Origin of the sequence: Streptomyces sp. Act143 (assembly GCF_003143935.1) — a bacterium.
Lineage (GTDB): Bacteria > Actinomycetota > Actinomycetes > Streptomycetales > Streptomycetaceae > Streptomyces.
In genome coordinates this window covers 636479-661209 of record NZ_QFRX01000001.1, presented here as the reverse complement: position 1 = coordinate 661209, position 24731 = coordinate 636479, and the positions used below count along the sequence as shown (strand labels likewise).

18 protein-coding genes are annotated in these 24731 nt (G+C 73.2%); 8 read left to right on the top strand and 10 right to left on the bottom strand.

Annotated elements, in window-relative coordinates; genetic code table 11:
- Positions 1–87 precede the first annotated feature (87 nt).
- From DI272_RS02850 to DI272_RS02835, 4 genes are read right to left on the bottom strand one after another with little or no spacing between them, the layout of a single operon-like run.
- Complete coding sequence (locus DI272_RS02850) at positions 88–1101, bottom strand: helix-turn-helix domain-containing protein (RefSeq protein WP_258314446.1); 1014 nt, start codon at positions 1099–1101, stop codon at positions 88–90.
- Complete coding sequence (locus DI272_RS02845; RefSeq protein ID WP_109493539.1) at positions 1098–2132, bottom strand: helix-turn-helix domain-containing protein; 1035 nt, start codon at positions 2130–2132, stop codon at positions 1098–1100. Before DI272_RS02845 ends, DI272_RS02850 begins: the two co-directional genes overlap by 4 nt.
- Before the next feature lie 36 nt (positions 2133–2168).
- Positions 2169–3158: an alpha/beta hydrolase gene (locus tag DI272_RS02840; RefSeq protein ID WP_109493538.1), complete on the bottom strand. Its 990-nt coding sequence runs from the start codon at positions 3156–3158 to the stop codon at positions 2169–2171.
- Between the two features lie 22 nt (positions 3159–3180).
- A complete protein-coding gene (locus DI272_RS02835; RefSeq protein ID WP_109493537.1) occupies positions 3181–5835 on the bottom strand; it encodes a LuxR family transcriptional regulator in 2655 nt (884 codons plus the stop codon).
- Positions 5836–5949: 114 nt separating this feature from the next.
- Here DI272_RS02835 and DI272_RS02830 point away from each other — a divergent pair, with 114 nt between their 5' ends.
- Positions 5950–8784 carry a LuxR family transcriptional regulator gene (locus DI272_RS02830; protein WP_258314445.1) on the top strand — a complete coding sequence of 945 codons (2835 nt, stop codon included), beginning with the start codon at positions 5950–5952 and terminating at the stop codon, positions 8782–8784.
- A gap of 52 nt (positions 8785–8836) precedes the next feature.
- Here DI272_RS02830 and DI272_RS02825 read toward each other — a convergent pair whose 3' ends face one another.
- Together DI272_RS02825 and DI272_RS02820 are read right to left on the bottom strand one after the other, a co-directional pair.
- Positions 8837–9148: a hypothetical protein gene (locus DI272_RS02825; RefSeq protein ID WP_109493536.1), complete on the bottom strand. Its 312-nt coding sequence runs from the start codon at positions 9146–9148 to the stop codon at positions 8837–8839.
- The gene (locus DI272_RS02820; protein ID WP_181387071.1) at positions 9145–9963 is read right to left on the bottom strand and encodes a phytanoyl-CoA dioxygenase family protein; all 819 of its coding nucleotides are present in this window, start codon (positions 9961–9963) and stop codon (positions 9145–9147) included. The genes DI272_RS02825 and DI272_RS02820 overlap by 4 nt, the downstream gene beginning before the upstream one ends.
- Before the next feature lie 135 nt (positions 9964–10098).
- Between DI272_RS02820 and denD the strand changes: the two genes are divergently transcribed.
- The 3 genes from denD to DI272_RS45085 all read left to right on the top strand — a co-directional run bounded on the left by denD (position 10099) and on the right by DI272_RS45085 (position 12611).
- On the top strand, positions 10099–11130 hold the full coding sequence (gene denD / locus DI272_RS02815) for a D-erythronate dehydrogenase (RefSeq protein ID WP_109493535.1): 1032 nt from the start codon (positions 10099–10101) through the stop codon (positions 11128–11130).
- Positions 11131–11385: 255 nt separating this feature from the next.
- A complete protein-coding gene (locus tag DI272_RS02810) occupies positions 11386–12348 on the top strand; it encodes an alpha/beta hydrolase family protein (protein WP_109493534.1) in 963 nt (320 codons plus the stop codon).
- 134 nt (positions 12349–12482) lie between these two features.
- The gene (locus DI272_RS45085) at positions 12483–12611 is read left to right on the top strand and encodes a hypothetical protein (protein ID WP_258314444.1); all 129 of its coding nucleotides are present in this window, start codon (positions 12483–12485) and stop codon (positions 12609–12611) included.
- A 112-nt stretch (positions 12612–12723) separates the two neighbouring features.
- Here the strand turns inward: DI272_RS45085 and DI272_RS02800 are convergent, their stop codons facing one another.
- The 3 genes from DI272_RS02800 to DI272_RS02790 form a co-directional block, all read right to left on the bottom strand.
- On the bottom strand, positions 12724–14235 hold the full coding sequence (locus DI272_RS02800; protein ID WP_109493533.1) for an FG-GAP repeat protein: 1512 nt from the start codon (positions 14233–14235) through the stop codon (positions 12724–12726).
- 286 nt (positions 14236–14521) lie between these two features.
- A complete protein-coding gene (locus DI272_RS02795; protein WP_109493532.1) occupies positions 14522–15631 on the bottom strand; it encodes a HAMP domain-containing sensor histidine kinase in 1110 nt (369 codons plus the stop codon).
- Positions 15624–16319 carry a response regulator transcription factor gene (locus DI272_RS02790; RefSeq protein ID WP_109493531.1) on the bottom strand — a complete coding sequence of 232 codons (696 nt, stop codon included), beginning with the start codon at positions 16317–16319 and terminating at the stop codon, positions 15624–15626. The genes DI272_RS02795 and DI272_RS02790 overlap by 8 nt, the downstream gene beginning before the upstream one ends.
- A gap of 303 nt (positions 16320–16622) precedes the next feature.
- On the opposite strand from DI272_RS02790, the gene DI272_RS02785 reads away from it, so the two are divergent.
- The 3 genes from DI272_RS02785 (at position 16623) to DI272_RS02775 (ending at position 21455) form a co-directional block, all read left to right on the top strand.
- Positions 16623–17702, top strand: coding sequence for an endonuclease/exonuclease/phosphatase family protein (locus DI272_RS02785; RefSeq protein ID WP_109493530.1), 1080 nt, complete (start codon positions 16623–16625; stop codon positions 17700–17702).
- A gap of 157 nt (positions 17703–17859) precedes the next feature.
- The gene (locus DI272_RS45080) at positions 17860–19275 is read left to right on the top strand and encodes a C40 family peptidase (protein WP_258314443.1); all 1416 of its coding nucleotides are present in this window, start codon (positions 17860–17862) and stop codon (positions 19273–19275) included.
- 233 nt (positions 19276–19508) lie between these two features.
- Positions 19509–21455 carry a hypothetical protein gene (locus DI272_RS02775; RefSeq protein ID WP_258314442.1) on the top strand — a complete coding sequence of 649 codons (1947 nt, stop codon included), beginning with the start codon at positions 19509–19511 and terminating at the stop codon, positions 21453–21455.
- 37 nt (positions 21456–21492) lie between these two features.
- Here DI272_RS02775 and DI272_RS44400 read toward each other — a convergent pair whose 3' ends face one another.
- Entirely contained in the window at positions 21493–23358 is a 1866-nt protein-coding gene (locus DI272_RS44400) for a hypothetical protein (RefSeq protein WP_181387070.1), read from the bottom strand.
- Positions 23359–23591: 233 nt separating this feature from the next.
- On the opposite strand from DI272_RS44400, the gene DI272_RS02765 reads away from it, so the two are divergent.
- Positions 23592–24638: a CdaR family transcriptional regulator gene (locus tag DI272_RS02765; RefSeq protein ID WP_109500649.1), complete on the top strand. Its 1047-nt coding sequence runs from the start codon at positions 23592–23594 to the stop codon at positions 24636–24638.
- Positions 24639–24731 lie beyond the last annotated feature (93 nt).

The following is a 24731-nucleotide window of genomic DNA, read 5'->3' as shown; positions in this document are numbered from 1 at the left end:
ACACGGGCCGTCGAGCTTCCTGCCGACGCGGGGCGCACCTGCTCCAGGATTGCCGTGACCTGCCCGCACCCGGCCCGCCGCGGCCCGTCAGCCGCCCTGCCGCTGCTCCCGGTACCGCGCCGGGGAGACCCCGTAGGCCTTGCGGAAGGCGTGGCTGAAGTGGGCGGGGCTGACGAAACCCCAGCGGCCGGCCACGACGGCGATGGGGCGGCCGGCCGCCGACGGGCGGGCGAGTTCGGCCCGGCACGCTTCCAGTCGGCGTCGCCGGATCCAGCCGCCGACCGTGGTGCCCCGCTGCTGGAAGAGCTTGTGCAGATAGCGCAGGGAGATGCCGTGCTCCGCGGCGAGGAGCCCTGGGGAGAGCTCGGGCTCGCCCAGGCGGGTTTCGATGGTGGCCTTGATGCGGTCCAGCATCGCGGCCTGCCCCGCGCCGACGTGCCCTGTACCGACATGCGCCGAACCGACATGCCCCGCACGGACGCACCCCGCACCGCCCAACCCCGCAGTCACTGGCTCGGCAGTCATTGGCTCGGGGCTGGTCGACTGATCGGTGGCCAAGGCCGCGAGGAGGTCCACGACGGCGCGTGTGAGCTCCTCGCGGGCGGCCGTCGCGACCGATTCGAGCTCCCGCACCAGTCCGTCCAGCAACGGAAGCAGCAGCGCGGCCGGGCTGTCGGGCGGGTCGCCGACCGCCTTCGCGGTGATCCGCCGGATCTCCGTCTCGCCCAGTCTGAGCAGAGGGCGCGGGACCATGAGGATGCGCGCCCGCTGTGCCTCCGGCAGCACCACCCTGAACGGCCGGCCGGCGTCGTAGAAGGCCAGGCGCCCCGGGCGCAGTCGCGTGCGGCGGCCGTCCTGGGACACCAGCGCGCTGCCCCGGAGCTGGAGGCGGGCGCACAGGTGGGTCCGGCCGTCCGCCGTCACGTCGCGCGCGGTCCGTACGATCTCCCCGGCGTCGCATTCCTCCGTCGCGACCTGGAGCATGCCCAGATGGAGCAGGCGCGGGGCACCCCGCCAGGACGCCGGGTCCGCCCCGGTGACCAGCCCGACATCGCCGTACGCGGCGGAGAACGACTGCCGTCGACGATCACGCTCCTTCAAGACGCCTCCAGGCAGCGGCGGCGGTCACGTTCGCCCAGCAGCCAGTCGGTGGGGGAGGTGCCGTACTCCCGGCGGAACGCCCGTCCGAAGTGCGCGGTGCCGCTGAAGCCCCAGCGGCGGGCGACACCGCCCAGGCCCGCGGTGTCGGTCAGTTCCCTGCGGCACTCCTGGAGCCGGAGCCGGCGGATCCAGTGGCCGACCGTCGTGCCCTCCTGCTCGAACAGCCGGTGCAGATAGCGCACCGAGATCCCGTGCGCCCGGGCGATGACCGCGGGGCTCAGGCCGGGATCCGCCAGATTCCAGCGGATGAACCGCTGGACGCGCAGCAGCAACACCCGCTCGGCCCCCGGCAGAGCGGCCGGCTCCCCGTCCAGTTGCTGCGCGGCGGCCGTGGCCAGCAGGGCGACGACGCTCCCGGCGATCCGGTCGGCCACCGGCCCGGAGTAGGTCTCCGAGGTGTCCGCCAGCCGTGACATGAACGGCGACAACAGTGCGGCGAGCCCGCCCTGCGGGCGGAGGGCCCGTGCCGTGAGCCGTCCGAGGGCCGCCTCCGACTGCCCGAGGAGACCGCGGGGCACGGCGAAGATCTTCAGCTGGAACCGCTGCGGGAAACGGGTGCGGTACGGACGTACGGTCTCGAAGAACGCGAGGTCCCCGGGCCGCAGTTCCGTGGCCCGGCCGTCCTGCTCGACCTGGGCGGTGCCGCTGGCCTGCACGGCGACGAACACCTGCGTGCCGTCCCCGCGGGCGACGTTGCGCGCGTCCCGATGCACCTCTCCGGGGTCGCAGTCGACCGTCGTGATCCGGAGTTCGCCCAGGCGGTCCGTGCGCATCGTGGCGTCGTACGTCCCGCTCTCCGTGCGGATGTCCATCCCCACCAGCGTGGCGAGCACGGCGTCGTGCCAGAACTCCAGGCTCTCGCGGGGCGGCACCGAACGGGTGCAGAACACCTGGCCGCGTCGACGCGTCGCGCAGTCGTCTTCCGTGGTCGCGCAGTCGTCTTCCGTGAAGGAATCGTAGAAGGCTGACATAACCGTCAGCCTGCCTGGGGCCGGTCGCCGCACGCATCAGTCGGTCGACTGGTTGGCGCGACCGAGCCGGGCGCGCAGGAAGGCGGCGCCCTGCCGCACGGCGGCCCGGGTCGAGGGGCTGTCGCGCAGGGCGGTGAGGGAGACGAAGTCGTGGACGGTGCCGAGATAGCGGACCGCGGTCACCTCGACGCCCGCCCCGCGCAGCCGCCGCGCGTACTGCTCCGCCTCGTCGCGTGTCACGTCCGCCTCCGCCGTGATGACCAACGCCGGCGGCAGCCCCGCCAGCTGAGCCCGGTCGGCCCGCAGCGGGGAGGCGGTCGGCTCGGCCAGCCGCCGGGGGTCGTCGCTGTACTGGTGCCAATAGGCGCGCAGGGCCTGCCGGGTGAGCAGATAGCCCTCGGCGAACTGCCGTTGGGAGGCGCTGGCGCAACGTGCGTCGGTGATCGGGTAGTAGAGCAGCTGGGCGTGGATGCGCGGGCCGCCGCGCGACTTCGCCAGCAGGGTGAGCGCGATGGCCAGGGTGGCGCCCGCACAGTCCCCGGCGACCGCCAACCGGTCCTGTTCCAGATCGAGTTCGGCGGCATGACGCGCCAGCCAGGCCAGCAGCGCGTAGCACTCCTCGACGGCCACGGGGTAGCGGGCCTCGGGGGTGCGGCTGTACTCGGGCACGACCGCGGCCACACCCGCCCCGACCACGAGGTCGCTGATCAGCCGTGCGTGGGTCTGCGCGTCTCCCAGCATCCACCGGCCGCCGTGGGCGTAGAGCACGGCGGGGAGCGGTCCGCGCGTTCCGGCGGGTCTGAAGAGCCAGAACCCCACCAGGCCCGTCGGCCCCACGGGTGCCACCTGGAAGACGGCGTCCACCGCGAAATCCTCGATCCGGTGCACCTGGGACTCCCTCAGGGCCTGACGGCCGACCGCCGGGGACAGCTCGTGGAGAAACGGCGGTGCCGAGGACGCGTCGACGAGGCGCTGTGCCAGCGGTTCGAGAACCTGAGGGGACGGGTGCGGCCCGTCCGGATCCATGCGGTGTCCGCCTCTCGCCCGGTCACTTCTCGCACACGAGGAGATCGCGCAGTTGGTGGCGGCTGCTGACGCCGAGTTTGGGATAGACGTTGTAGAGGTGCGAGCCCACCGTACGCGGTGACAGGAAGAGCTGTTCGCCGATCTCGCGGTTCGACAGGCCCTTCGCGGCGAGCCGCACGATCTGCCGTTGCTGGGCGGTCAGTTCTGCCAGCGGACTCTCGGTGGGAGGTGCCTCGGCCACCCCGCTCGCGCGCAGTTCCCCGCGCGCCGACTCGGCCAGCTGCCGGGCGCCGAGGCGGACGGCCGTCTCCAGTACGTCGGTCAGCTGGGCGCGTGCCTCCAGCTGCCGCCTTTGCCGGCGCAGCCATATGGCGTGGTCCAGGCGGGCCCGGGCACGTTCCAGCGGCCAGCGCGCCGCCTCCGGATTGACCACGGCCAGCTGGAAGTGGTGCTCGGGGTCCGCGTCCTCGTCGACCAGGGCCGCCGCGTGGTGCATGAGCAGGGTCATCCGGGTCGTCGGGCGGTCCCCCTGGCCGCGCCGGACCCGGGCGAGGACGTGCGCCGTCTCCCGCTGCTTGCCGGTGCGCTGGGCGGCGACCGCGAGTTCGGCGATGCACCGCGGCGACAGGAAGGGGTCCAGGGGATCACCGTCGTCCGTGAACAAGGTCCGCAGATGCCGGAAGGCGCCCTCCGCGTCCCCGAGGGCCAGCGCGGTCAGACCGCAGGCCCGCAGCATCCGGGCGTGGGTGGCCCGGTTCTCGTACAGGCTGAAGGCCTGCGGGTGCGGGGCGGTGGACACCGTGTCCGGCCCGCTCTCGCCGCGCAGGGCGCGCAGCGTGCTGCGCAGGGCCTGGAGGTCCAGCTCGATGCGGGTCCAGTGGTGGACGGCGGCATGGGCGAGACCCTCCTCGATCAGGGCCTCGGCCTCGGTCCACCGCCCGAGGCCCAGCAGGGCGTCCACCTGGTCCGGCAGGGTCCGGGCCAGCGGGCCCAGGGCGCCTCCGGCGCGCAGCAGTTCGCTCGCCCGGCGGTAGTGCTCCGCGCACAGGTCGGAGTCGTCGGTGCGGTGGGCGAGCGTGGCCGCCGTGAGCAGGTGCTCCGCTCGGCTCAGTCCCGGTACCGCCGCGGCTCGCGTGGCCAGGGACACCAGGACGTCGGTGGGCCGCGGACCGTCGTCGGCATGCACGCCGACCATCCGGCCCGCCTCCCGCGCATGCTCGGGAAGCCCGGACTGACGGGCGATGCCCGTCGCGACGGCCGCCAGGGCGAAGAGCGCCGGGGCGTCGTCCGCGGGCGTGTGGTGCGCCGCCCGCAGCAGCAGGTCGAACGCCTCGCGCTGGTACGACTGCAGCGACAGCGCCCCGCTCAGCGCACAGGCCGCGGCAGCCGACACCTCCGCGCCGGGCAGCGTCCGGGCCAGCGCCGCGTACAGATCGCGCACCCAAACCGGGTCGCCGAGGTCGCTCGCGGCGGTGAGGGCCGCGGTGAGACGGCGGGCACGGTCCGGGGCGAGGGGGCTGAGACGCGCGGCCCGCTCCAGCGCGCGGGCCGCGGTGAACCGGTCACCCCGGCCGGACGCCTCTTCCAGCGCCGCCGCCACGGATTCGTCGGGGCCGACGGCCGCCGCGGCCAGGTATCCGGCGTGGTGGGCGGATCGGACTGTCAGATCCTTGGTGTGGTGGGCGGACCGGACCGGCAGATCCCCGGCGTGGTGGGCGGACCGCGCGGCCAGATCGCGGTAGGCCCGCTGCCGCATTTTCGCCGGCTGCCGTTGGAGGGCCGCGACACGCAGCAGCGCGCTGCGGAAGCTGAGGCGCCCGTCGGTGACGGTGATCACTCCGGCCGCCTCCGCCGGCGCCCACACGCCCAGGTCGTGGGTGCCCAACGCGGCCATCACGAGGGCGAGTTCCTCCTGCGGTTCGGCGGTCGCCGCGTACAGCAGAGCACGTCGGGTGTCGTCCGGCAGCGCGTCCAGGACCGCGGTGATCCGGTGCGGGACGAACCCGGGCCGCTCCGCGGCACGGCTGAGTTCGATGATCGCCAGAGGGTTTCCCGCCGCCTGCCGCAGCAGCTCCAGCCGGGCCCGTCCGGTGGGCGCACCGGGCTGCGCATCCAGCAGCCGGGCGGCTGCCGTCGGTGTCAGGGGGCGCAGCCGCCGTACCGGGATGCCGGCGGGAAGGCCGGGAGGCGGAGCGTCGCCGCACGCCGTGAACAGCGCGGTGACGGCCGGGTCGGTGAGCCGCCGGGTCACGAAGGACAGCACGGCCCAGGAGTCGCGGTCGCAGTCCTGGAGGTCGTCGACGGCCAGCAGCACCGGGCCGGTGCGCGCGAGATGGGTCAGCAGGGCCAGGACGGCGGTGGACAGCTCCCGGTCCCGTGGCAGGCCGTCGCGTGCCGAGGGCGTGAAAAGGGCCCGCAGGGCCCGCCGTTCGGGCTCCGCGAGCGCTACGCACGCGTCCTGGACGGGCAGCAGGAGCTGGTGCAGACAGGCGTACGACTGCCGCGCCTCCGACGGACAGGCACCCGCCGCCAGCACCCGGGCCCCGTCGGCGGCGGCCTTCCGCGCGGCGATCCGCAGCAGCCGGGTCCTGCCGCTGCCGGTTTCCCCCAGCACCAGCAAGCACCGCGGTCCGCCGGCTTCCCGCAGCAGCCGGTCGACGTCCGCTTCCTCACCCACTGCCGCACTCCCGATCCCCGCGCTCTGCCCGCTGCTCGGATGCTGCCAGCGGGCGGGCGAGCCGCGCTTCTGTCATGTGACCGGTCGGGGTGCGGGCGCCTGGCAGGATGGGGCATGAGCGGTGACGGGCAAGAACGGGACTTCATGGACTTCGGTGGCATCAGCGGCTTCGGTGACTTCGGGGCCGCGCAGGAACACGGACCCGCACTGCTCGGCAGGGAGCGAGAACTGGCGCGGATCACACAGCTGATCGACGCGGCGGACGGCGACGGCCCCCGTGTTCTCGTGCTGACCGGCGAGCCGGGGGCGGGCAAGAGCGCCCTGATCGACCGGGCGACCACGCAGGCCACGGAGCGCGGACGGCGGGTGCTGCGGGTCCGCGGCTGTGAGGGCGAGCAGGACCTCGGCTTCGCCGGGATGCACCAGCTGCTGCGCCCCGCCCTCGACGGCGTCGACCGGCTGCCCGCATACCAGCGCGCCGCCCTGCGTCACGCGCTCGGCATGGACCGGGCCGACGAACCGGCGGCGGCACCGGACCCCCTGACCATCAGGGCCGCGGTGCTGGCGCTCCTGATGGACACCGCGGCGGAGCGCCCGCTGCTGATCGCCGTCGACGACGCCCAGTGGCTGGACGTCGGCTCCCTGGACGTCCTCGCCTTCGCGGCCCGGCGCCTCGACGGAGCACCCGTGGTGCTGCTGCTCGCGGCCCGCGAGGCAGCCGTGCCGGCGCGCTTCGACCGTGACTTCCCGCATCTGACCGCCGGCCCGCTGGACCGGGCCGCGGCCGGGCGGCTGCTGGACGCGCAGCCGCAGCCGCCCCGCGGCCGGATACGCTCGCAGATCCTCGCCCAGGCGGCGGGAAACCCCCTGGCGATCATCGAGCTCAGTCGTGCTCACGCCCGCGATCCGGGCGGTCACGATCTCGCCGCGGCCGACGCCCTGCCCCTCACCGCCCGCCTGGAGAACCTCTTCGCCGCCGGCCTGCCCGCACTGCCGGCCGCGACGCGACGGGCCCTGCTGCTGGTGGCGGCCGCGGGCACCGCGCAGCTCTCGGACATCCCGGACGTCGGCGGCCCGGAGGTCTGGGAACCCGCCGAACAGGCGGGACTGGTACGGGTCGAGGGAGGCCACGTGCGGCTGCGGCACCCGCTGGTCCGCTCCGCCGTCCACCAGGCGGCGACCTTCGCCGAACGCCGTGCCGCCCACCTCACCCTCGCCGCCGGGCTCGCCCACGAACCCGATCGCCGCGCCTGGCACCTCGCCGCGGCCGCCCTCGGCCCCGACGAGGAGATCGCCGACGCCCTGGCCGAGAGCGCGCGCCGCTTTCAGCACCGGGGCGGACACGCCGCCGCGGCGACCGCCCTCGAACGCGCCGCGGAACTCACCCCCGCCCCGCAGGAACGCGCCCGCCGCCTGCTGGCCGCGGCCGAATCCGCCATGTACGCGGGGCACCCGCAATGGGTCGGGGAGATCGCCGGCCGCGTCAGCGCGCTGACCGACGACCCCCGACTCCGCGCCGAGGCGTCCCTGCGCGCCGGCTGGTCCCTCGCCGTCACCCTGCGGCACGACGACGCCCTGGCCTTCCTGCTCCCCGTGGCCGAGTCCATGGCCGCCCCCGCACCGGCCCTCGCCCTGAGCGCCCTGGGCACCGCGGCGACCCCGGCGTACAACTCGGGCGACCCCCGCCACCGGCACGACATCCAGCGGATCGACGGCCTCGTCGCACCGCATCCGGACGGAGCCGAGCGTGTCTGGACCTGGGCGGCGGCCGATCCGTTCACCGACCGGCCGCACCTGCTGAAGAACCTGGCCGCCGCCGTCGCCACGTTGCCGGACGACTCCGACCGCACCCTGTCCGGGCTCGTCACCCTCGGCGGCGCGGCCTGGATACTCGACGAGACCGAGGAGGCCGTGCGTCTCCTCGGCCGGGCCGGGGACCACCTGCGCAGGTCCGCGACCGCCGGCGCCAACTGCACCGTCGCCCAGGCCCTGGCCCTGGCGCACTTCGAGAGCGGGTCCTGGGACGCGGCCCGGGCCGCCGCCGAGGAGGCCTACTGGATGGCGACGGAGGCCGGCGCGGACAACGTCACCGTCGGATCGCCGATCCTCCAGGCCGCCCTGCGCGCCGCCCGCGGCGACCACGCCGGCGCGCGGGCCCAGGTGGCGGACGCGGTCCGCGGCCGGAACCTGCGCAACTCCCGCAGCCTGTACGTGCGTCACCGCCAGGCGCTCGCTCTGGCGGCCCTGGCGGAGGGCGACCACGAGACGGCGTACGAGCGACTGCGCGGCACCTTCACCGACGAGGCCCGTCCCGCCCCCGTCCACTACCACGCCTCCCTCTACCACCTCGCCGATCTCGCCGCCGCGGCCGTCCGGGCCGGCCGGACCGATGACGCCCGCGCCGTCCTCGACGCCGTACAGCGCACCCTCGAACAGCCCCGCTCCGCCCGGCTGGCCGCGATCGTGCACCGCGCCGAGGCCCTGCTGAGCGAAACCGAGGACGCCGAACCCCACTTCCGCGCGGCGACCGACGACCCCGAGGCGGCCCGCTGGCCCTTCGAACACGCCCTCGCCCGCCTCGACTTCGCCGAGTGGCTGCGGCGCCGCCGCCGCACCGCCGAGGCCCGCCCCCATCTGACGGCCGCCCTCGACACGTTCGTACGACTGGACGCGCGCCCCTGGGCCGACCGGGCCACCGCGGAACTCCGCGCGGCGGGCGTGACCTTGACGCCCGCCACCGAGGCCGACGCCCCGGCCGGTCTGACGCCGCAGGAGATGCAGATCGCCCGACTCGCGGCGGAGGGCCTGACCAACCGCGACATCGGCGCCCGGCTCTACCTCTCGCCGCGCACCGTCGGCTACCACCTGCACAAGATCTTCCCCAAGCTCGGCGTCACCGGCCGAGCCCAACTGCGCGATGCCCTGGGCCGGTTGCCGAGCACCGACTGACGAGCATCCGCCGCCCCAGCCGGTGACCGGGCCCGGCGCCCCGCTCATCGCCTCACAGGTCGACGAGTTTCTCGAAGAAGAACTCGTGCTTGAGGAAGGACGTCTCGTGCTCCGCCCCCGGATAAGGCGGAATGAGCTGCGCGGCCTGGAAGAGCCGCCAGCCGTCCAGCAGGGCGGCGACGCCCGTCCGGTACGGAGGTTCGTCACCGTCGCCGGTGGTGGGGCTGGCGGCGCCGGTGCCGTCGTAGCGGGCCCAGCCGACGACATCCGCGTCCAGGGCGGAGGAACCCAGGTACAGGACCAGGACCTGCTGGCGCCTGGTACCCGCCGGGAGCTGCGCGATGGTGTCGTCGGTGCGGGTCATGCCTGGCTCCTGAGGGCGGGTCGGTTGGCGATACGGGTCGCCCAGTGGTCGATGTCGAAGCCGGGGTCGCCGGTCAGGGCGCGCCACAACTGGATGCGGTGGTGGATCTCCAGCCGCCCGGTGGCCGGTTCGTACCAGGGGAAGGTGTGCGCCAACTCCGCGCGCACGGCAGGGGAGTTCTCGTCCGACGTGTCCCACAGCCCCACCTGCGGCACGGTCGGGTTGAAACGGATCTTGTACATGTGCCGGACGGTGCCGCTGTCGTTGCGCCGCCCGCCGTGCCAGATCCCGTGGTGCAGCAGCATGACGGTGCCGGCGGAACAGGTGAGCCGGGTCTGCCCGAGCAGGTTCTGGTAGCGGCCGATGTCGGACTCGTTGATACGACGCAGATGGCTGCCCGGCACCACGAGGGTGCCGCCCATGTCCGCGGTCACATCCTGCGGGTAGTACATGAGCTGCACGTCGAACGCGTCGGGCCGCACATCGATGAGGGCGTCGGCGTGCAGCGGCTGCGCCTTGCCCTCGTACGGCTCCCGGGTGTGCACGAAGTGGTGGTCGACCGTCGGGTCCGGCCCCACCAGACTCTGCAACGCCCCTGCCACGGCCGGCAGTTCGACGAGCCTGCGGGCGAACGACCCCTCGGGGAACGCCTTCGGCACGGGGGTGCCGTACGGCACGGAGGGCAGCCCGGCGGGGAGGGTGTCGAGCGCCTCCCGGTTCATCTCCGCGGGCACGACGTCGTCCAGACGCAGGAAACCGTGCGCCACGAACCGCGCCATCTGGACGCTGCTCAACAGCTGAGGTGTGGTTGACATGCGGCGAGCCTAGGATCAACCGCGGTTGCTGAAATGGGCCGTAATCGACGAGCACTGGTGATTTTTCACCATGCGGCAGCAGACGGAGGACAATCGGGGACGGCAGGACGACTGTCCGATGAGGGGGAATGTCGCGTGCGGGTCGTGGTGACGGGCGCGTCCGGCTTCGTGGGGCGCCTGCTGGTGAGGGAGCTGCTGCGCACCCGGTCTTTCGCCGGGACACCGGTGACCGGGCTGGTGTCGGTCGATCGGGTCGCCCCGGCAGACCATGGGCAGAGCACGGACCCGGTCGTACGGGTGGTGACCGGCGACCTGGTCGACCGCCTCGCCGAGGTGTTCGCGGAGCCGGTGGACGTCGTGTTCCATCTCGCCGCGGCGGTGTCCGCCGAGTGCGAGGCGGACTTCGACCTCGGGATGCGGGTCAACGTCGACGCCACCCGTGCGCTGCTGGAGGCGGCCCGGGCGCAGTCGGCGGCCGGCGGGCCGACGGCGCGGGTGGTGTTCACCAGCAGCATCGCCGTCTACGGGCGGCCGGCGGCGGGGGAAGCCACGCCGCCCGTCGGTGAGACGACCTTGCCGGCGCCCCGATCCAGCTATGGCACACAGAAGTTGATGTGCGAGCAGCTCATCGCGGACATGACCCGCCGCGGCTTCGTCGAGGGACGCGTCGCCCGGCTGATGACCGTCGCGGTCCGGCCGGGCCGGCCCAACGCGGCCGCCTCCGGCTTCGTCTCCGGGATCATCCGCGAACCCCTCGCCGGACAGCCGGCCGTGTGCCCGGTGCCCCCCGACCTGAAGCTGGCGCTGGCCTCGCCGCGGACCACGGTCCGGGCCCTGCTGCGCATCGCGGAGGCCGGGCGGGGCAGCGGTCCGGGACAGCTCCGGGAAGCGACCCCGGTGAACGTGCCCGCGCTCACCGTCTCCGTGGCCGACATGCTCGACACGCTGCGGCGGCTGGCCGGCCCCGAGACCGCCGATCTCGTGACCGTGGCCCCCGCCCCGGCCGTGGAGGCCCTCGTCGGGTCCTGGCCCGCCATTTTCGACAACCGCCGCGCGGCAGACCTGGGCCTCCTGCCCGACGCGACCTTCGAAGCGGTCGTACGGGACTATGCCGCCGATCATCCCGAGGCGCTGGCGGATCACGTACGCCGCCGACTGGCGCCCTGAGGCACGAAGTCCGGTGGACCACGGGGCGCGCGACGTGCGCCCTCGGGCCGCAGCGGGGGCCGCGGGGGCACTCCTCGCGCGCGACTGCCGCAGGAACCCTGCCTTCCGCCGAACTTCAGCAGTCTGGCGTAGTGACCCGTGTCCCAGCGATCCGTACGCTCCCCGGTGGTACAGATCCGCAGCCGTAGTCGTGGCCGCAGTCGTGCGGTTCGCTGGAAGTGGAGGCTCACCGTGCACCCTGGTCGCGCCCGTCCGATGATCTGGACAGCCCTGGTCGCCCTGGTCATGGCGGTCCTGCCGGGGACCGCGACGGCTACCGCGGCGGCCGGCGGTGACGGCGGAACCGGCGGCGCCCGGGTCGTGGCCGAGCAGAAGGCCGGGACCCGGCTGATCGACCTGACCGTCTCGTCGCCCGCTCTGGGCCGGACCGCCAAGGTACGGCTGCTGACCCCGGACGGCTGGAACGAGCGGAACAAGCACCAGCGGTGGCCGGTGCTCCTCCTGCTCCACGGCTGCTGCGACACCTACGACAGCTGGACCCGCGAGACCGACGTCGCCTCGCTGACCCCACTGCGCGGCACGCTGGTCGTCATGCCCGAGGGCGGCCCCACCGGCTGGTACAGCGACTGGTGGAACCACGGCAAGGGCGGCCCGCCGGCCTGGGAGACCTTCCACCTGCGCGAGCTGCTCCCGTTGCTGGAGCACGGCTACGGCGCCGGCCACCGCCGGGTGATCGCCGGCCTCTCCATGGGCGGCCTCGGCACCCTTCTCTACGCCGCGCACCACCCCGGCATGTTCCGGGCCGCGGCAAGCTACAGCGGCGTGGTGCATCCCCTGTACGGCGACTTCCCGTACGGCCTGATGGACCTGTTGCGGGAGTACGGCGAGGACCCGCTCGCGATGTGGGGCGACCCGGTGGCCCAACGCGCCGTCTGGGAGGCACACGACCCGTACTACCTCGCGCACCGGCTGCGCTCGGCCTCCGTCTTCCTGTCGAGCGGCGACGGCACCGCCGGCCCCTTCGACCCGCCCGGCGCCCACGACGACCTGGAGGCGCTGCTCAACGAGATGAACCACGCCGTCGCCGACCGGCTGAAGTCGGCGGGAGTGCGGCTCACCACCGACTTCTACGGTCCCGGCACCCACGACTGGCCGTACTGGGAGCGCGAACTGCACCGCTCCCTGCCGCTGCTGCTGGGCGCCCTGCGCCAGGCGTAGCCCCGGCCACCCGACGAGACGGGGAGCCTTGCGGGGCCGACGGGACCCGTGATGGCAGCACGCCGCCGCTGGTCCCCGGACCCGATTTTCTCGTCTGGAACGGACAGTCGTTCACCGGGTACGGCGAACCGGCGGTGGCCGGGGACGGAGACACCCGGACGCTGCAGTCGGCGCCCGTACCGGGCACGGCGCCGGTGTGGTCGGTCGGCCGCGCGGACGGCCCCGAGGGCACCTTCGCCCCGCGCATCCTGCGGTACGGCTGAGGCAGGGGGCGAAAGGCATGCGGACGCCGGAGGGAACCATGAGCAACGAGCCGCACTCGGCGGCTCGTTGCCCGTCGGACGACCGGTGGCAGCCCGTGACTGCCTTGTGGATCTACTCGTCGATCACCGAGCCGAAGTGGGCGCCATGGGCGTTGCCGCCGAGAGCCGCCGCCCCGTAGGACCGGGAGCCGTCGGCGAGCAGTCCGCTGCCGCTCGCGGGCAGGAGCCACACCGCGCCGTCGCCGGCGTTCTCGTCCGGCGCGGCGGCCACGAGCTCGGCCCGGCCGTCGCCGTCCGTGTCGACGAGCCGTACCTGGGCGCCCCACGCGTCGCTCGCCTCGGCGGCGCCCGGGATGTCCGCGCTGTTCTGGTCGAAGGACTGGGCGCCGGTGCCGGTCAGCCCCGACCGCGAGCCGCGCAGCAGCCACACCGCGCCCGCGTCGGCGACGGTGCCCACGTCCTCGCCGGGCGCACCGACCGCCACATCGGCGCGGCCGTCACCGTCGACGTCGGCCACCGAGAGGTCGTTGCCCCAGGCGTCGCCGCGCTCACCCGTGCCGGGCACACCGGGGGAGTTCTGCGACCACCACTGCGGGGCGGTACCGGGGCCCTGGGTGCCGGCGGGACCGTCCTGGCCGCCGTAGTACACGCCGATCAGGCCGCCGGGCGCGTCCGCGTCGCCCGTGGCGTCGTCCACGCCGCTGAGCTGGCCGACGACGAGGTCGTCGTACCCGTCGCCGTCGATGTCGCCGGAGGCCGAGCCCAGACCGCCGTGCAGGTCACGCTGGTAGGCCAGGCCCTCGGGTCCGCCGGAGTAGAGCGCCGACCAGCCCTTGGCGTAGTCGTCGTCGGGGCTGTACCCGGAGACCACGAGGTCGGCGAAGCCGTTGCGGTCGTAGTCGCCGGTGGTCAGGTAGGCGCCGTTGAGGGCGTGACCGGCGGAGTGCGGCGTGCCGACCTGCCGCAGGACGCCCGCGTGGTACGTGAAGACGTTCAGACCCCCCTGGTCGAGAACGGTGAGCTGGTCGGCGTCGATGTCCCCGGTGAAGCGCGCGGCGGCCACCGACAGGCCGAAGCGGGCGTCGGCGGTGGGCCGGGCGGCGGTGATGCTCGACGTGCGCCCGGCGTCCAGGCCCTGCGCGGAGCCGTACAGGACGGTCACCCAGCCGGCGTCCTCGACGCTTCCCTCGTCCTCGCCGGGTGCGGCGGCGACCAGGTCGTCGTATCCGTCGCCGTCCAGGTCGCCGGTGGCGATCGCCTGCCCGAAGCGGTCGCCGAACTCGGAGGTTCCGGGCACGCCGGGCGACGACTGGCTGACGAGCTGCACATGTCCCTCGGGCACTGTGTTGCCGGTGCCGATCCCGTTGGGCGCCCCGTACTGCACGGTGACGTAACCGGCGCCTTCCTTGCCGTCGACGGTGCCGTCCGGGGCACCGATGACGACGTCGTTGTAACCGTCGCCGTTGAAGTCGCTGTTGCGGTCGGCGGCGGCGGTGCCGCCGGGGACGCCCGCGAACGCGGTGGGCGCGGCCAGAATGCCCGCTCCCGCCAGCACCAGGAAGGAGGCGGCGGCCACGGCGGCCGAGCCCGCGGTACGGCGGGTGGTGCGCAGGGTGAAGCCCATGTCTGTTTCCCCCGTTGAAGGTTGATGGTCCGTCAGAGATCCGTCAGGGATCCGTCAGATGTGCGTCAGAGATCCGTCAAAGATCCGTCAGTCGGCTGGTCTTGGTCCGACGCGAGGTTCGACACGGGTGCCCCGCCGGGAGTTGTGGTGCCCGGGAGAGCTGTGACGCGGTGGTGACATCTGTTGCGGAGTCCCGACAGGGCAGGGCCGTCCTCGGCGGGGCCGGCCCCTTCGTCGTACGCGCCCTGACCTCCTCGGCGCCCTGGAAGGGGCGCCTGGCGGGTCGTCACCCCCCGGTGTCCGGAGCGGGCCGTGGCAGTTCCACGGTGACGCGGATGCCGCCCGCGGGGCGGGGTGTCAGGGTGAAGGTCCCGTCGTGGGCCTGGGTGATGGACTTGGCGATGGCCAGGCCGAGGCCGACACCGGCGTGGTCGGCGTGGATGCGTTCGGTGCCGCGCTGGAACGGTTCGGTGAGGGTCGCGGCCAGCTCCGGGGTGAGGTGCTCGCCGGTGTTCTCGACCGTGAGCACCGCCGTGGCGGGGCGGAGGCTCGTGGCCACCCGCACGGTGCCCCCTTCGGGCAGGTTGTGGACGATCGCGTTGTGCACGAGGTTCGTGGTCAGCTGGAGCAGGAGCGCGGGGGATCCGCTCGTGGGCGCGATGTCGCCGCCGGTCTCGATGGTGACGCCGTGCTTCTCGGCGAGGGGCAGGAGCGTTTCGGTGGCCTCGTCGGCGAGGAGGGACAGGTCGACGGCTTCCCGTGTGAACGACCGCTGGTTGGCGCGGCTGAGCAGGAGCAGTGCCTCGGTGAGGTCGATCGCCCGGGCGTTGACGGCGTGGAGGCGTTCGACGAGTTCACCGGTGTCGGCCCGCGGATCGCTGCGGGCCACGTCGAGCAGGGTCTTCGAGATCGCCAGCGGAGTGCGCAGCTCGTGGGAGGCGTTGGCCGCGAACCGCTGCTGCTCGGCGACGTGCGCCTCCAGCCGGGCGAGCATCGCGTCGAAGGCGTCGGCGAGTTCACGGAACTCGTCGCGGCGCCCCGGCAGCCTGATCCGGTGGGCGAGCGAGCCGTGGGTGGCCAGCCGGGCGGCGTCCGTGATGCGGGTCAGCGGGGCCAGCATCCGGCCGGCGAGGATCCACCCGCCCACGAGCCCGAACACCAGCAGGAACGCCAGGACCGCGGCCGCCCGCGGGGCGAAGACCTCCAGCAGGGCGGACCGGATGGGAAAGACCCCGTCCGGCCGGTCGTCGGGGTTGTAGAGCATCGCGCGGTTGGGGACGTACCGCAGGAGGAACAACCACACCGCCGCGAGCAGGAGGGAACCGGCGAGCATCAGGAACCCGGCATAGCTGAGGGTGAGTTTGAGGCGGACGCTCCATCCGGGCCGCCTATCCACGGTCTCCTCCGCCGCCCGCGGCCTCCGGTCGTGGGTCGATGCGATAGCCGACGCCCGGCACGGTGGCGATGATCCAGGGCTCGCCGAGCCGTTTGCGCAGGGCGGACACGGTGATGCGGACCGCGTTGGTGAACGGGTCCGCGTTCTCGTCCCAGGCCCTCTCCAGCAGCTCTTCGGCGCTGACGACCCCGCCTTCGGCCGCGACGAGGACTTCGAGCACGGCGAACTGCTTCCTGGTCAGCGCGACGAAACGGCCCTCCCGGTAGACCTCTCTGCGGAACGGGTCGAGGCGCAGCCCCGCGATCTCCCGCACCGGCGGCCTGCTGTGGGCCCGTCTGCGGTCCAGCGCCCTGAGCCTGAGCGCGAGTTCGCGCAGCTCGAAGGGTTTCGTGAGGTAGTCGTCCGCGCCGAGTTCGAATCCGGAGGCCTTGTCGTCGAGGCGGTCGGCCGCGGTGAGCATCAGGATCGGCATGCCGCTGCCGGAGGCGACGATGCGCTTGGCGATCTCGTCGCCGGATGGTCCGGGGATGTCGCGATCGAGGACGGCGATGTCGTAGCTGTTGACACTCAGCAGCTCCAGCGCGGTGTCGCCGTCCCCCGCGATGTCGGCCGCGATCGCTTCCAGGCGCAGCCCGTCGCGGACGGCTTCGGCCAGAAACGGTTCGTCCTCCACGATCAGCACACGCATGGCACCAAGGCTACGAGCCGACACATATCGTCGGCATATCGAAAAGCGCATACGGGACGGCAACACCGTGCCGCCTTGACTGGCCGTATGACCCGAACCACGTCCCCGGCAGGGCCCTTCTTCGGCCGCTTCGGCCGCGCCGCCCTCGTCCGCCGGAGCCGCCGCGAACGCCCCCTCCTCCATGCCGCACCAGGTGCTGCGGGCGGCGGTCTCCACGAGAACGAACTCCGGCACCGCGAACCGTGCGGAAGTCGCGGACGGTAATTGACAGTGACAGGCAGCAAGAAGGAGCAAGGGCACACCATGGTGCAGGTCGACACCCCGGAGCGGACCGAGCGGGAAGGCGGCGAACGGCGGGACACCGGCCCTGGTACCTGGCGCGCGGGCGTCCGCCGGGCGATCCGCGCCGGCCTTCGGCCGGGCCCCTGGAGACGCGGCCCGCTCCTCGCCGCGCCGGCGTTGCTGCTGGGCCTGACCATGCTGCTGCACGCGCAGCTCCCGGACCGCGGGGGTCTCGGCAGCCTGGTGGAGACCTTCCTGCCGTGGTTCGGGCTGCTGGTGCCGCCGCTGCTGGCCGGTGCGCTGTGGCGGCGCTCCGCCGCGGCGGTCGTCGCGCTGCTGCTGCCGACGACGGTGTGGTTCAGCCTCTTCGGCGGACTGCTCACCGACAAGTCCCACGGCGGCGCCGATCTCACCCTGGTCAGTCACAACGTCGGCGCCGACAACCCCGACCCGGCGGGCACCGCCCGCGACCTCGCCGCGTCCGGGGCGGACGTGCTGGCGCTGGAGGAGCTGACCGAGCAGGCCAAGGGAACCTACGAGAAGGAACTGGCGACGGCGTACCCCCACCACGCGGTGCTGGGCACGGTCGGGCTGTGGAGCAGGCTGCCGCTGTCGGGCACCCGCCCGGTCGACATCAAGCAGGACGCCGGGCCGCTGGGCGCCACGAAGTCGGCCGCCGAGAAGATGGGCTACAACCGGGCGCTGCGCACCACCGTCGCCACGGACCGTGGCCCGCTCACGGTGTACGTGGCCCACCTGGGCTCCGTCCGCCTGATGCCCCGGGGAGGCTTCTGGACCGACTCGCGCGACCGGGGCGCGCAGGCCCTCGGTGAGGCGGTCGCCGCCGACCGGAGCGAGCGGGTGATCCTGCTCGGCGACCTGAACGGCACCACGGACGACCGCGCCCTCGGCACCCTCACCGCACAGCTCCGCTCGGTCCAGGAGACGGCCGGGGACGGCTTCGGCTTCACCTGGCCGGCGGCATTCCCGGTGGCTCGGATCGACCAGATCATGGTCAGGGGAGTGCAGCCGCAGAACTCGTGGGTGCTGTCGGCGACGGGGAGCGACCATCTTCCGGTGGCGGCCGGAATCAGCTGGTGAGCCGGGCGAGGCGACGAAGGTCACAGAAGCGTATCGGGCATTTAACCCGTCAACCTTCACGAAAGAATCACAAGTTGGCTAGGTTGGGCGCTGCCCGCACGACGTCCGTTGATCGATGGCGCGTCTCGTGCGCTCTCGCACGGAAGGAGCCCGCCCCATGTCGCCGGAACCCCTGCTCTCGCAGTCCTCAGGTGCCGCGTCGGCAGGCGGGGGCGAGGCGCCGAGCCACGACGAGGTCCGGCGGCGCATCAACAGCCTTTACGACAGGGCCGAGAGCGACACGGGCACCTTCAACGCCACCCGCGCCGCCGCGATTCCGCGACAGCGGGCCGGGGCCGGCCGGGGGAGTTCCCAGCAGGTGTCCGAGCCGGCGCTCGTGGATCTGACCCGGCAGTGGTTCGACGCGGCCCGGGCCAAGTTGGGCCCGACCGTCCCCGCGTCCCGGCCGGACGGACGCGGACCGCAGCGCACTGACCCACCGATCCGACCGGCCCGCGCGCCGCAGCCCGGTCGCCCCGCGGGACGTACCGGCGAGCCCCTTGCCCTCGAAGCCGCCCGAAGCGCTGGCGCGGGCGCTCGCGAGAGCGCGCGCGAGCCGGCAGGCGGAGCGGCGTCCCCGGCGCCGAGCGGTCCGCCGTCGCCGGCACTGCCTGCGGGGCCCGTAGGGGAGCTGAACGCCGCACCTGTACCGGAGTTGAACGTCGGCGCGGTGCCGGAGTTGAATCACGGCCTCGTTCCGGAGTTGACCCACGGCCCCGTTCCGGAGTTCGACGTCAGCCCTGTTCCGGAGTTCGACGTCAGCCCTGTTCCGGAGTTCGACGTCAGCCCTGTTCCGGAGTTGGCCGGCGGCCCCTCCGTGTCCATCCCGCCTGTCGAGGTCTTCGAGACCCGGCCGGAGGAGGACATGTGGCGGACGGGTCCGCTGCCGGTCGTCGGCGAGAACGGGTCGCACTGGCCGCTGCCCGAGCCCACCGTGCCCACAGCCCCGTATCTCACGGATCTGCCTGCCGATCCGATCACCGATCCGGTCACCGCGTACATCGCGCCAGTCGCTGAACTGCCGCTTCACGCGCCGGCGTTCACCGATCCGGCGGCTCCGTCCTTCACCGCCCCGACCTTCACCACCGCTGCCGCCGCCTACACACCTCCCGCCGTCACGCCCCCGGCGCCCGCCCCGTTCGAAGGGCCCACGCCCTCCGCGGGCGCAGGCCACAGCACGAAGGCAGAGCGGGTGATCGCCTTCGCGCGGGAGCAGATCGGCCGCCCGTGTGTGTGGGGTGCGGCCGGTCCGGGCTCCTTCGACGCGCCCGGTCTGTCCCAGGCCGCTTGGAAGGTGGCCGGGGTGACACTCCCACGGACCGCTCAGGCGCAGGCCGAGTTCGGGACGCCGGTCGCCCTCGCCGACGTGCAGGTGGGGGACTTGGTCTTCTTCCACGACGACCTCGGGCACGTGGGCATCTGGGCCGGGAACGGCATGATGATCCACGCTCCCGGCCCGGGAGCTGCCGTCCGCGAGGAGTCGGTGTTCTTCGCCGGGCAGTCCGCGATCAAGGGAGCGATCCGCCCGGCCTGAAACCCTGGGCCCGTCCGCAGTCCACAACAGCCTGAACCTTTCATGAACCAAAGCTGAACGTTTCGTGATCTCGGGGCGCACAACCTTGCGTGGCCCGCCCGGGTCGAACTGGCGACCAACGGTGTTACCACCGTGCTCAGTTCCGTTCCGTGGGGGGAATGTTGTCTGTGTGGGTGCGTCAGTTGTGTGGTGTTCTGCGGGTACGTGGGGCGACTGACCTCTTTCTTGTCCTGTTGCTGGCAGCCGGCTTCATGGCGCTGCCGGTCTTCGCGTTGCTGCCGTGGCTGGGCGGCTTCGCGGTGGCGTCCGCGGTGAGTTACGTCGCCGACGAGGCGTTGCACGTCCGCTCGCCGACGTTCGTGCGCCGACTGGCGGCGCTTCAGATGGACCGCACGCTGCGGTTCGCCGTGCGGACGGTGATGGTGCTCGCGCTGGCCGACCGGATGGGCGCGCCGGGCGCCGTGCTGGTCACCGGGCTGGCCGTGTTCGGCGTCCATTTCGCGCTGATGATGCTGTACACCGCTGTGCATCACGCGATCCGGCGGCGCCGGGTGCTGCCGCTGGTGGTGCGCAACCTCGACATGAGTGCGCTGCCCATCCCGAAGGAACCCCCGGCGCTGCTGTTCCGGCGTTTCCTGCGGAAGTTGCTGCATCTGGACCTTCCGGCCCATGCAGGCTTCCTGGTGGCGCTGGCCACGGGTACCTGGGGATGGGCGTACGCCGGCTTCGCGCTGACCGTCGGTGTCACGGCGGTGGCGGCGCTCGCCCTGGCGGGCCAGTACCTGAGGGCACGTCACATGCCCTCGCGAGAAGACGTGTTCGCCGAGGTGAACCGTCAACTCGCCGCGTATGGGCCCGAGGTCACGCTGTATTTCAGCTTTGCCGCGGTGTCGCGGGACTTCATGTACCAGGTGAACATGTGGATCGAGACGCTGGAGCAGCTGGACCGGCGTCCGTTGATCATTCTTCGTGAGCGGGCCTCGTTCCGGTATCTCAGCCGTACCCGGCTGCCGGTGCTGTGTGTGCCCAAGGCGGACGATCTGGCGGAGCTGGAGCTGTCCGGGGTGCGGGTCGTGCTCTATCCCGGCAATGCCGGAAAGAATGTGCACATGCTGCGGGTGGCGGAGGCCAAGCATGTCTTCATCGGCCACGGCGACAGTGACAAGCTGGCCAGCAGCAACCGGGTCAGCAAGGTCTACGACGAGATCTGGGTGGCCGGGCGGGCCGGCCGGGACCGTTACCGGCGGGTGCGGCACGCCATCAGCGACGCGGCGATCGTGGAGGTCGGGCGCCCGCAGCTGGCGCCGATCCGCCTGCACGGCGAGCACACGCCGGGGCCGCTGCCCACGGTCTTGTACGCCCCCACCTGGGAGGGCTGGAGCGACGACGACTGCCACACCTCCCTGATCCCGATGGGCACCCGCCTGATCGAGAAACTCCTGGCCGAGGACGTGCGGGTGCTGTACAAGCCGCATCCGCTCACCGGCAAGCGCTCGGCGCAGGCGGCGGACGCCGACCGGGCCATCCGNGCCGACAATGAGCGGCGGGGGGCCGGGCGGGCGCAGGCCGCTCTCGCCGCCGTCCGGCCGCGGCTGGCGCAGATCCAGGCCCGCCTGGACGAACTGAGCGGACGGCAGGACGGCGACGACGCCCAGCAGACCCGCGACGCGCGGCTGCCCGGGCTGGACGGGGCGGCCGAGTGGCAGGAGCTGCACGCCGAATGGCACCGGCTGTTCTGGGACAGCCGCAGCACCGTGCGGCACAGCGTGATCGTCGACCGGCTGCCGACCCTGTATGCCTGCTTCAACCAGGCCGACCTGCTCATCAGTGACGTGTCCTCGGTGGTGGCCGACTTCGTGGCCAGTCTCAAGCCGTACGTCCTGACCAACGCCCAGGATCTGTCCGACGAGGCGTTCCGGGCCGCCTACACCACCGCCGGCGGCGCCTATCTCCTCGACCGGGACTGCGCCCGGCTGCCGCAGATCCTGCGGGCGGTGCGTGAGCCGGCCCACGATGCGATGGCGCCGTATCGCCGCACCCTGAAGGAATACCTCCTGGGACCGGACCACCCCACCTCCCAGGCACGCTTCAACGCGGCCGTGAACGCCCTGGCCGACAAGGGCGCTGCGGAACTGGCCGAGGACCGCGCCTTCCTGGAACAGACCGACCTCGTCGGCTGACCACCGACCGCTGACGGCCCGCCCCCGCGCCTCGCACTCAGCCGATGACCACGGCCGCGGTGATGACGCCGACGAGGAGGAGCAGGACGGGGCCCAGGGGCAGGCCGTGGGTGCGTGGTTCGCTTGGTTCGGTGGGGCGCACCTCGGGGTGGGCGTGCAGGGCGGTGATTTCCTCCGTCATGCGGGTGTACGACGGGCGCAGTCGCAGGCGTCGTTCGAGGCGGGGTTCGCCCAGGGCCGTGAGATGCCAGGTGCCGCCGCCGGTTTGGTGCACTTCGACGGTGCCCTCGGCGGTGTACGTGGCTGCTCGCAGCCGCTCCCAGGGGACGTGCTGTGTGCTCCAGGCGCCGGTCAGCCACAGGCCGGTGTTGTCCGCGGTGACGCGCCAGTTGAGGAGGACGGCCGCGAAGGGGAGCCATAGCGGGAGGGCGAGGAGAGGGATGAGTTCCCAGTGGAAGCCGTCTGTGGCGAGGGAGTTGGCGGCGTAGGAGAGTCCGGCTGTCACGCCTGCGGTGAGGGCCAGTCCGGCGGTGCGGGCGACGAGGCCCGGTCCCCAGTGCAGGGGGTGGCCGGTGGTCTTCAAGGTGGCGGCGACGTGGGTCGTTCGGGCCCGCTGCTGCGTGTCCGAGGTGTCGGTCTCGGTGTCGGCGTCCGTGGGGGCCGTGGTTGTCGGGAGGAACTGCTCGTCGGTGCGGGGAAGGCGGCCCGGTCCGGCCGTGCGGAGCACGGTCGGGCGGCCCGCTCGGTCGGTCGTGACGAGGACCAGTTCGCCGCCCTCGCCGGGGGCGCCGAACATGACCGCTTCGTGCAGCCGTGTGTCGAGGACGGGGGAGCCCTCCGAGTCGTCGTCAGCGGAGGCGAAGCGGCTCGCCGACCCGTCGCGGTCGCGGAGCGCCGTCGTGCACAGGCACGTGAAGAGCGGCGTGCGTGCCAACGTGTCGTCGGCGGCGTAGACCCGGGTGCGGCCTGCGCGGTCCGTGGCTTCCAGCACGCGAAGGGCCGGCACCGGTGCCCGGCGCAGTGCTGCGGCCCTGCGACGGGCGAGGACGCCGGAGGCGAGCAGGCAGAGTCCGGGCAGCCCGGCGGCCAGCATCAGCAGCTGCGGACCGAAGGCGTCGTACGGTTCGCTCACCAGGCGCCGCCACGAGCCGTCCTGCAGCACGGTCACCGTGCTGCCGACGCCGTAGTCCTCGGGGTAGAACGCGTCTACGGTGAGCCGCCGGTCGTCTTCGGCGCGGACCTGCATGCTGTCCTCGCCGCGGCTGATCACCTGCGCGGTGATGTGGGTGGCCCGGGCCGCGTGCTGCTCGTCGGTGCGGATGCCGTCCAGCGCCGACAGGGCCGCGCAGACGGACACGGCGCACAGGACCAGCCCGGCGGCGAGCGGGAGCGTGCCTCTCATGAGGGGGCCGACGGGCTCCGGCAGCCGGTGCCGCACCCCGGCAGCCCGCTGTGCGAGCCGGCGCTGCCTGGAGCGGGCGGCCAGCCGCTCGCGGGCCGCGGCCCAGCCGAAGGCCAGGGCACCGATCACGGCGATGTTCGCGGCCTGGGACATCAGGCCGCTGCCGGGCAGTTCCTCCCAGGCCACCAGGGCGGCCAGCGCGGGTGCCGCCACCAGGGCGAGTTCCGGCAGTCGGGCCAGCCAGTACAGCAGCCCGGCAGCCAGGCCCACCTCCGTCAGGTCGCCCCACTGCGGCCCGCAGGGCGCCGCATCGCTGCACGGCGGTACGGGTGCCACCGCGACCGCCCATACGACGGTGATCAGCAGCGCGGACACCGACCAACTGGGCCGGGACCAGGACGCGGAGCGGGCCTGGGCCCACTGGGCGGCGTCGGCGGACGACCAGGCAGGCGCACCTGCGGGAACGGAGCCCGACGGTATCGGGACGGGGGTCTCGGACACGCCAGGATTATGCGGCAGACGACCGACGCCACTGAAACGGTTTGATGCCGTCGGAGGGTTCCGGACCTCGGGGCGTCCCGTCCGTCCGGTCCGTCCGGTCCTCGCGGATCGCTCGCACGCCTGCCCGGTACCGGGTGCGCTCACCGGGCCGGCATCTGCCAGTCTTGGCCACCGCGTCAGGGAATGGTCAGCAGCGCATCAAGAAAGCGGGAGGACGAGTGACGGGGCCGGAGATGTCCGACGAGTATTGGGAGGCGTATGCCCGCGTACTCACCGACGTGTGCACCACCGGCCGTCGGCTCTCCCGGGGCGAACTGGAGTTCCTGCGGGCCGAAGGGGAACGCGCCGCGGAGAAGGGCCACGGCCTGCGCGTCCTCGTACGCCGCCATCTGGCCGCGACCCCCACGGTGTGCCCCGCGCTCCCGGGCGTCGGGGCGGACCGGGTGTTCGCCGCGGTCGAGCAGGCGATCGACGCGTTCGCCGAGGGGCATGAACGGGCCCAGAAGCTTGCGGTACGTCAGGAGGAGGCCGCCCGGCGGGAGTTCATCGACGACCTGCTCTACGGCCGCAGCGACCTGGGGCGCCTCGCCGAGCGCGCCGAACGCTTCGGCCTGCTGCTGTCCCGGGCGCATGCGGTCGCCGTGGCCCAGGGGGACCTTCCTGTCGACGACACCCACCCCGCCACCCGACAGGTGGAGAGTGCGCTGGTCGCCCGGTTCGGCGACCGGCGGATCCTGCTCACCACCAAGGACGGACGGCTGATCTGCATCGCGCCCGGTGACCAGGACGACGTCCTGACGTTCTTCGCCAAACAGGCGTACGCGGCCACGGAGGCCGGCCGGGTCGCCATCGGCCGTGCCCATCCCGGCGCCGGCGGCGTCGTCCACTCCTATGAGGAGGCGCTCAACGCGCTGGACCTGGCGGACCGCCTGGAGCTGGACGAGCCCGTGCTGCGCTCCGCGGACCTTCTCGTCTACCCGGTGCTGACCCGCGACCGGCAGGCCATGGCCGACCTCGTCCGCAACACCCTGGGCCCACTCCGGACCGCCCGCGGTGGCGCCCAGCCGCTCGTCGACACGCTGACCGTGTACTTCGACTCCGGCTGTGTCAGCGCCGAGGCCGCCCGCCGCCTGAATCTGAGCGTCCGCGCCATGACGTACCGTCTCGAGCGCATTCACAAGCTCACCGGCGCCGACCCGGCCGATCCCGTGCACCGCTACACCCTTCAGACCGCGGTGATCGGTGCCCGGCTTCTCGGCTGGCCGGAGCGCGAGGTCTGAGCGCCACGGACGGTTTCTGCAGCTGCACCCGGCCCGGCTCAGCAGCGCCGGCGCCCTCGCCGGACTCCCGCTGGACCCCGGCCGGACGCCCGT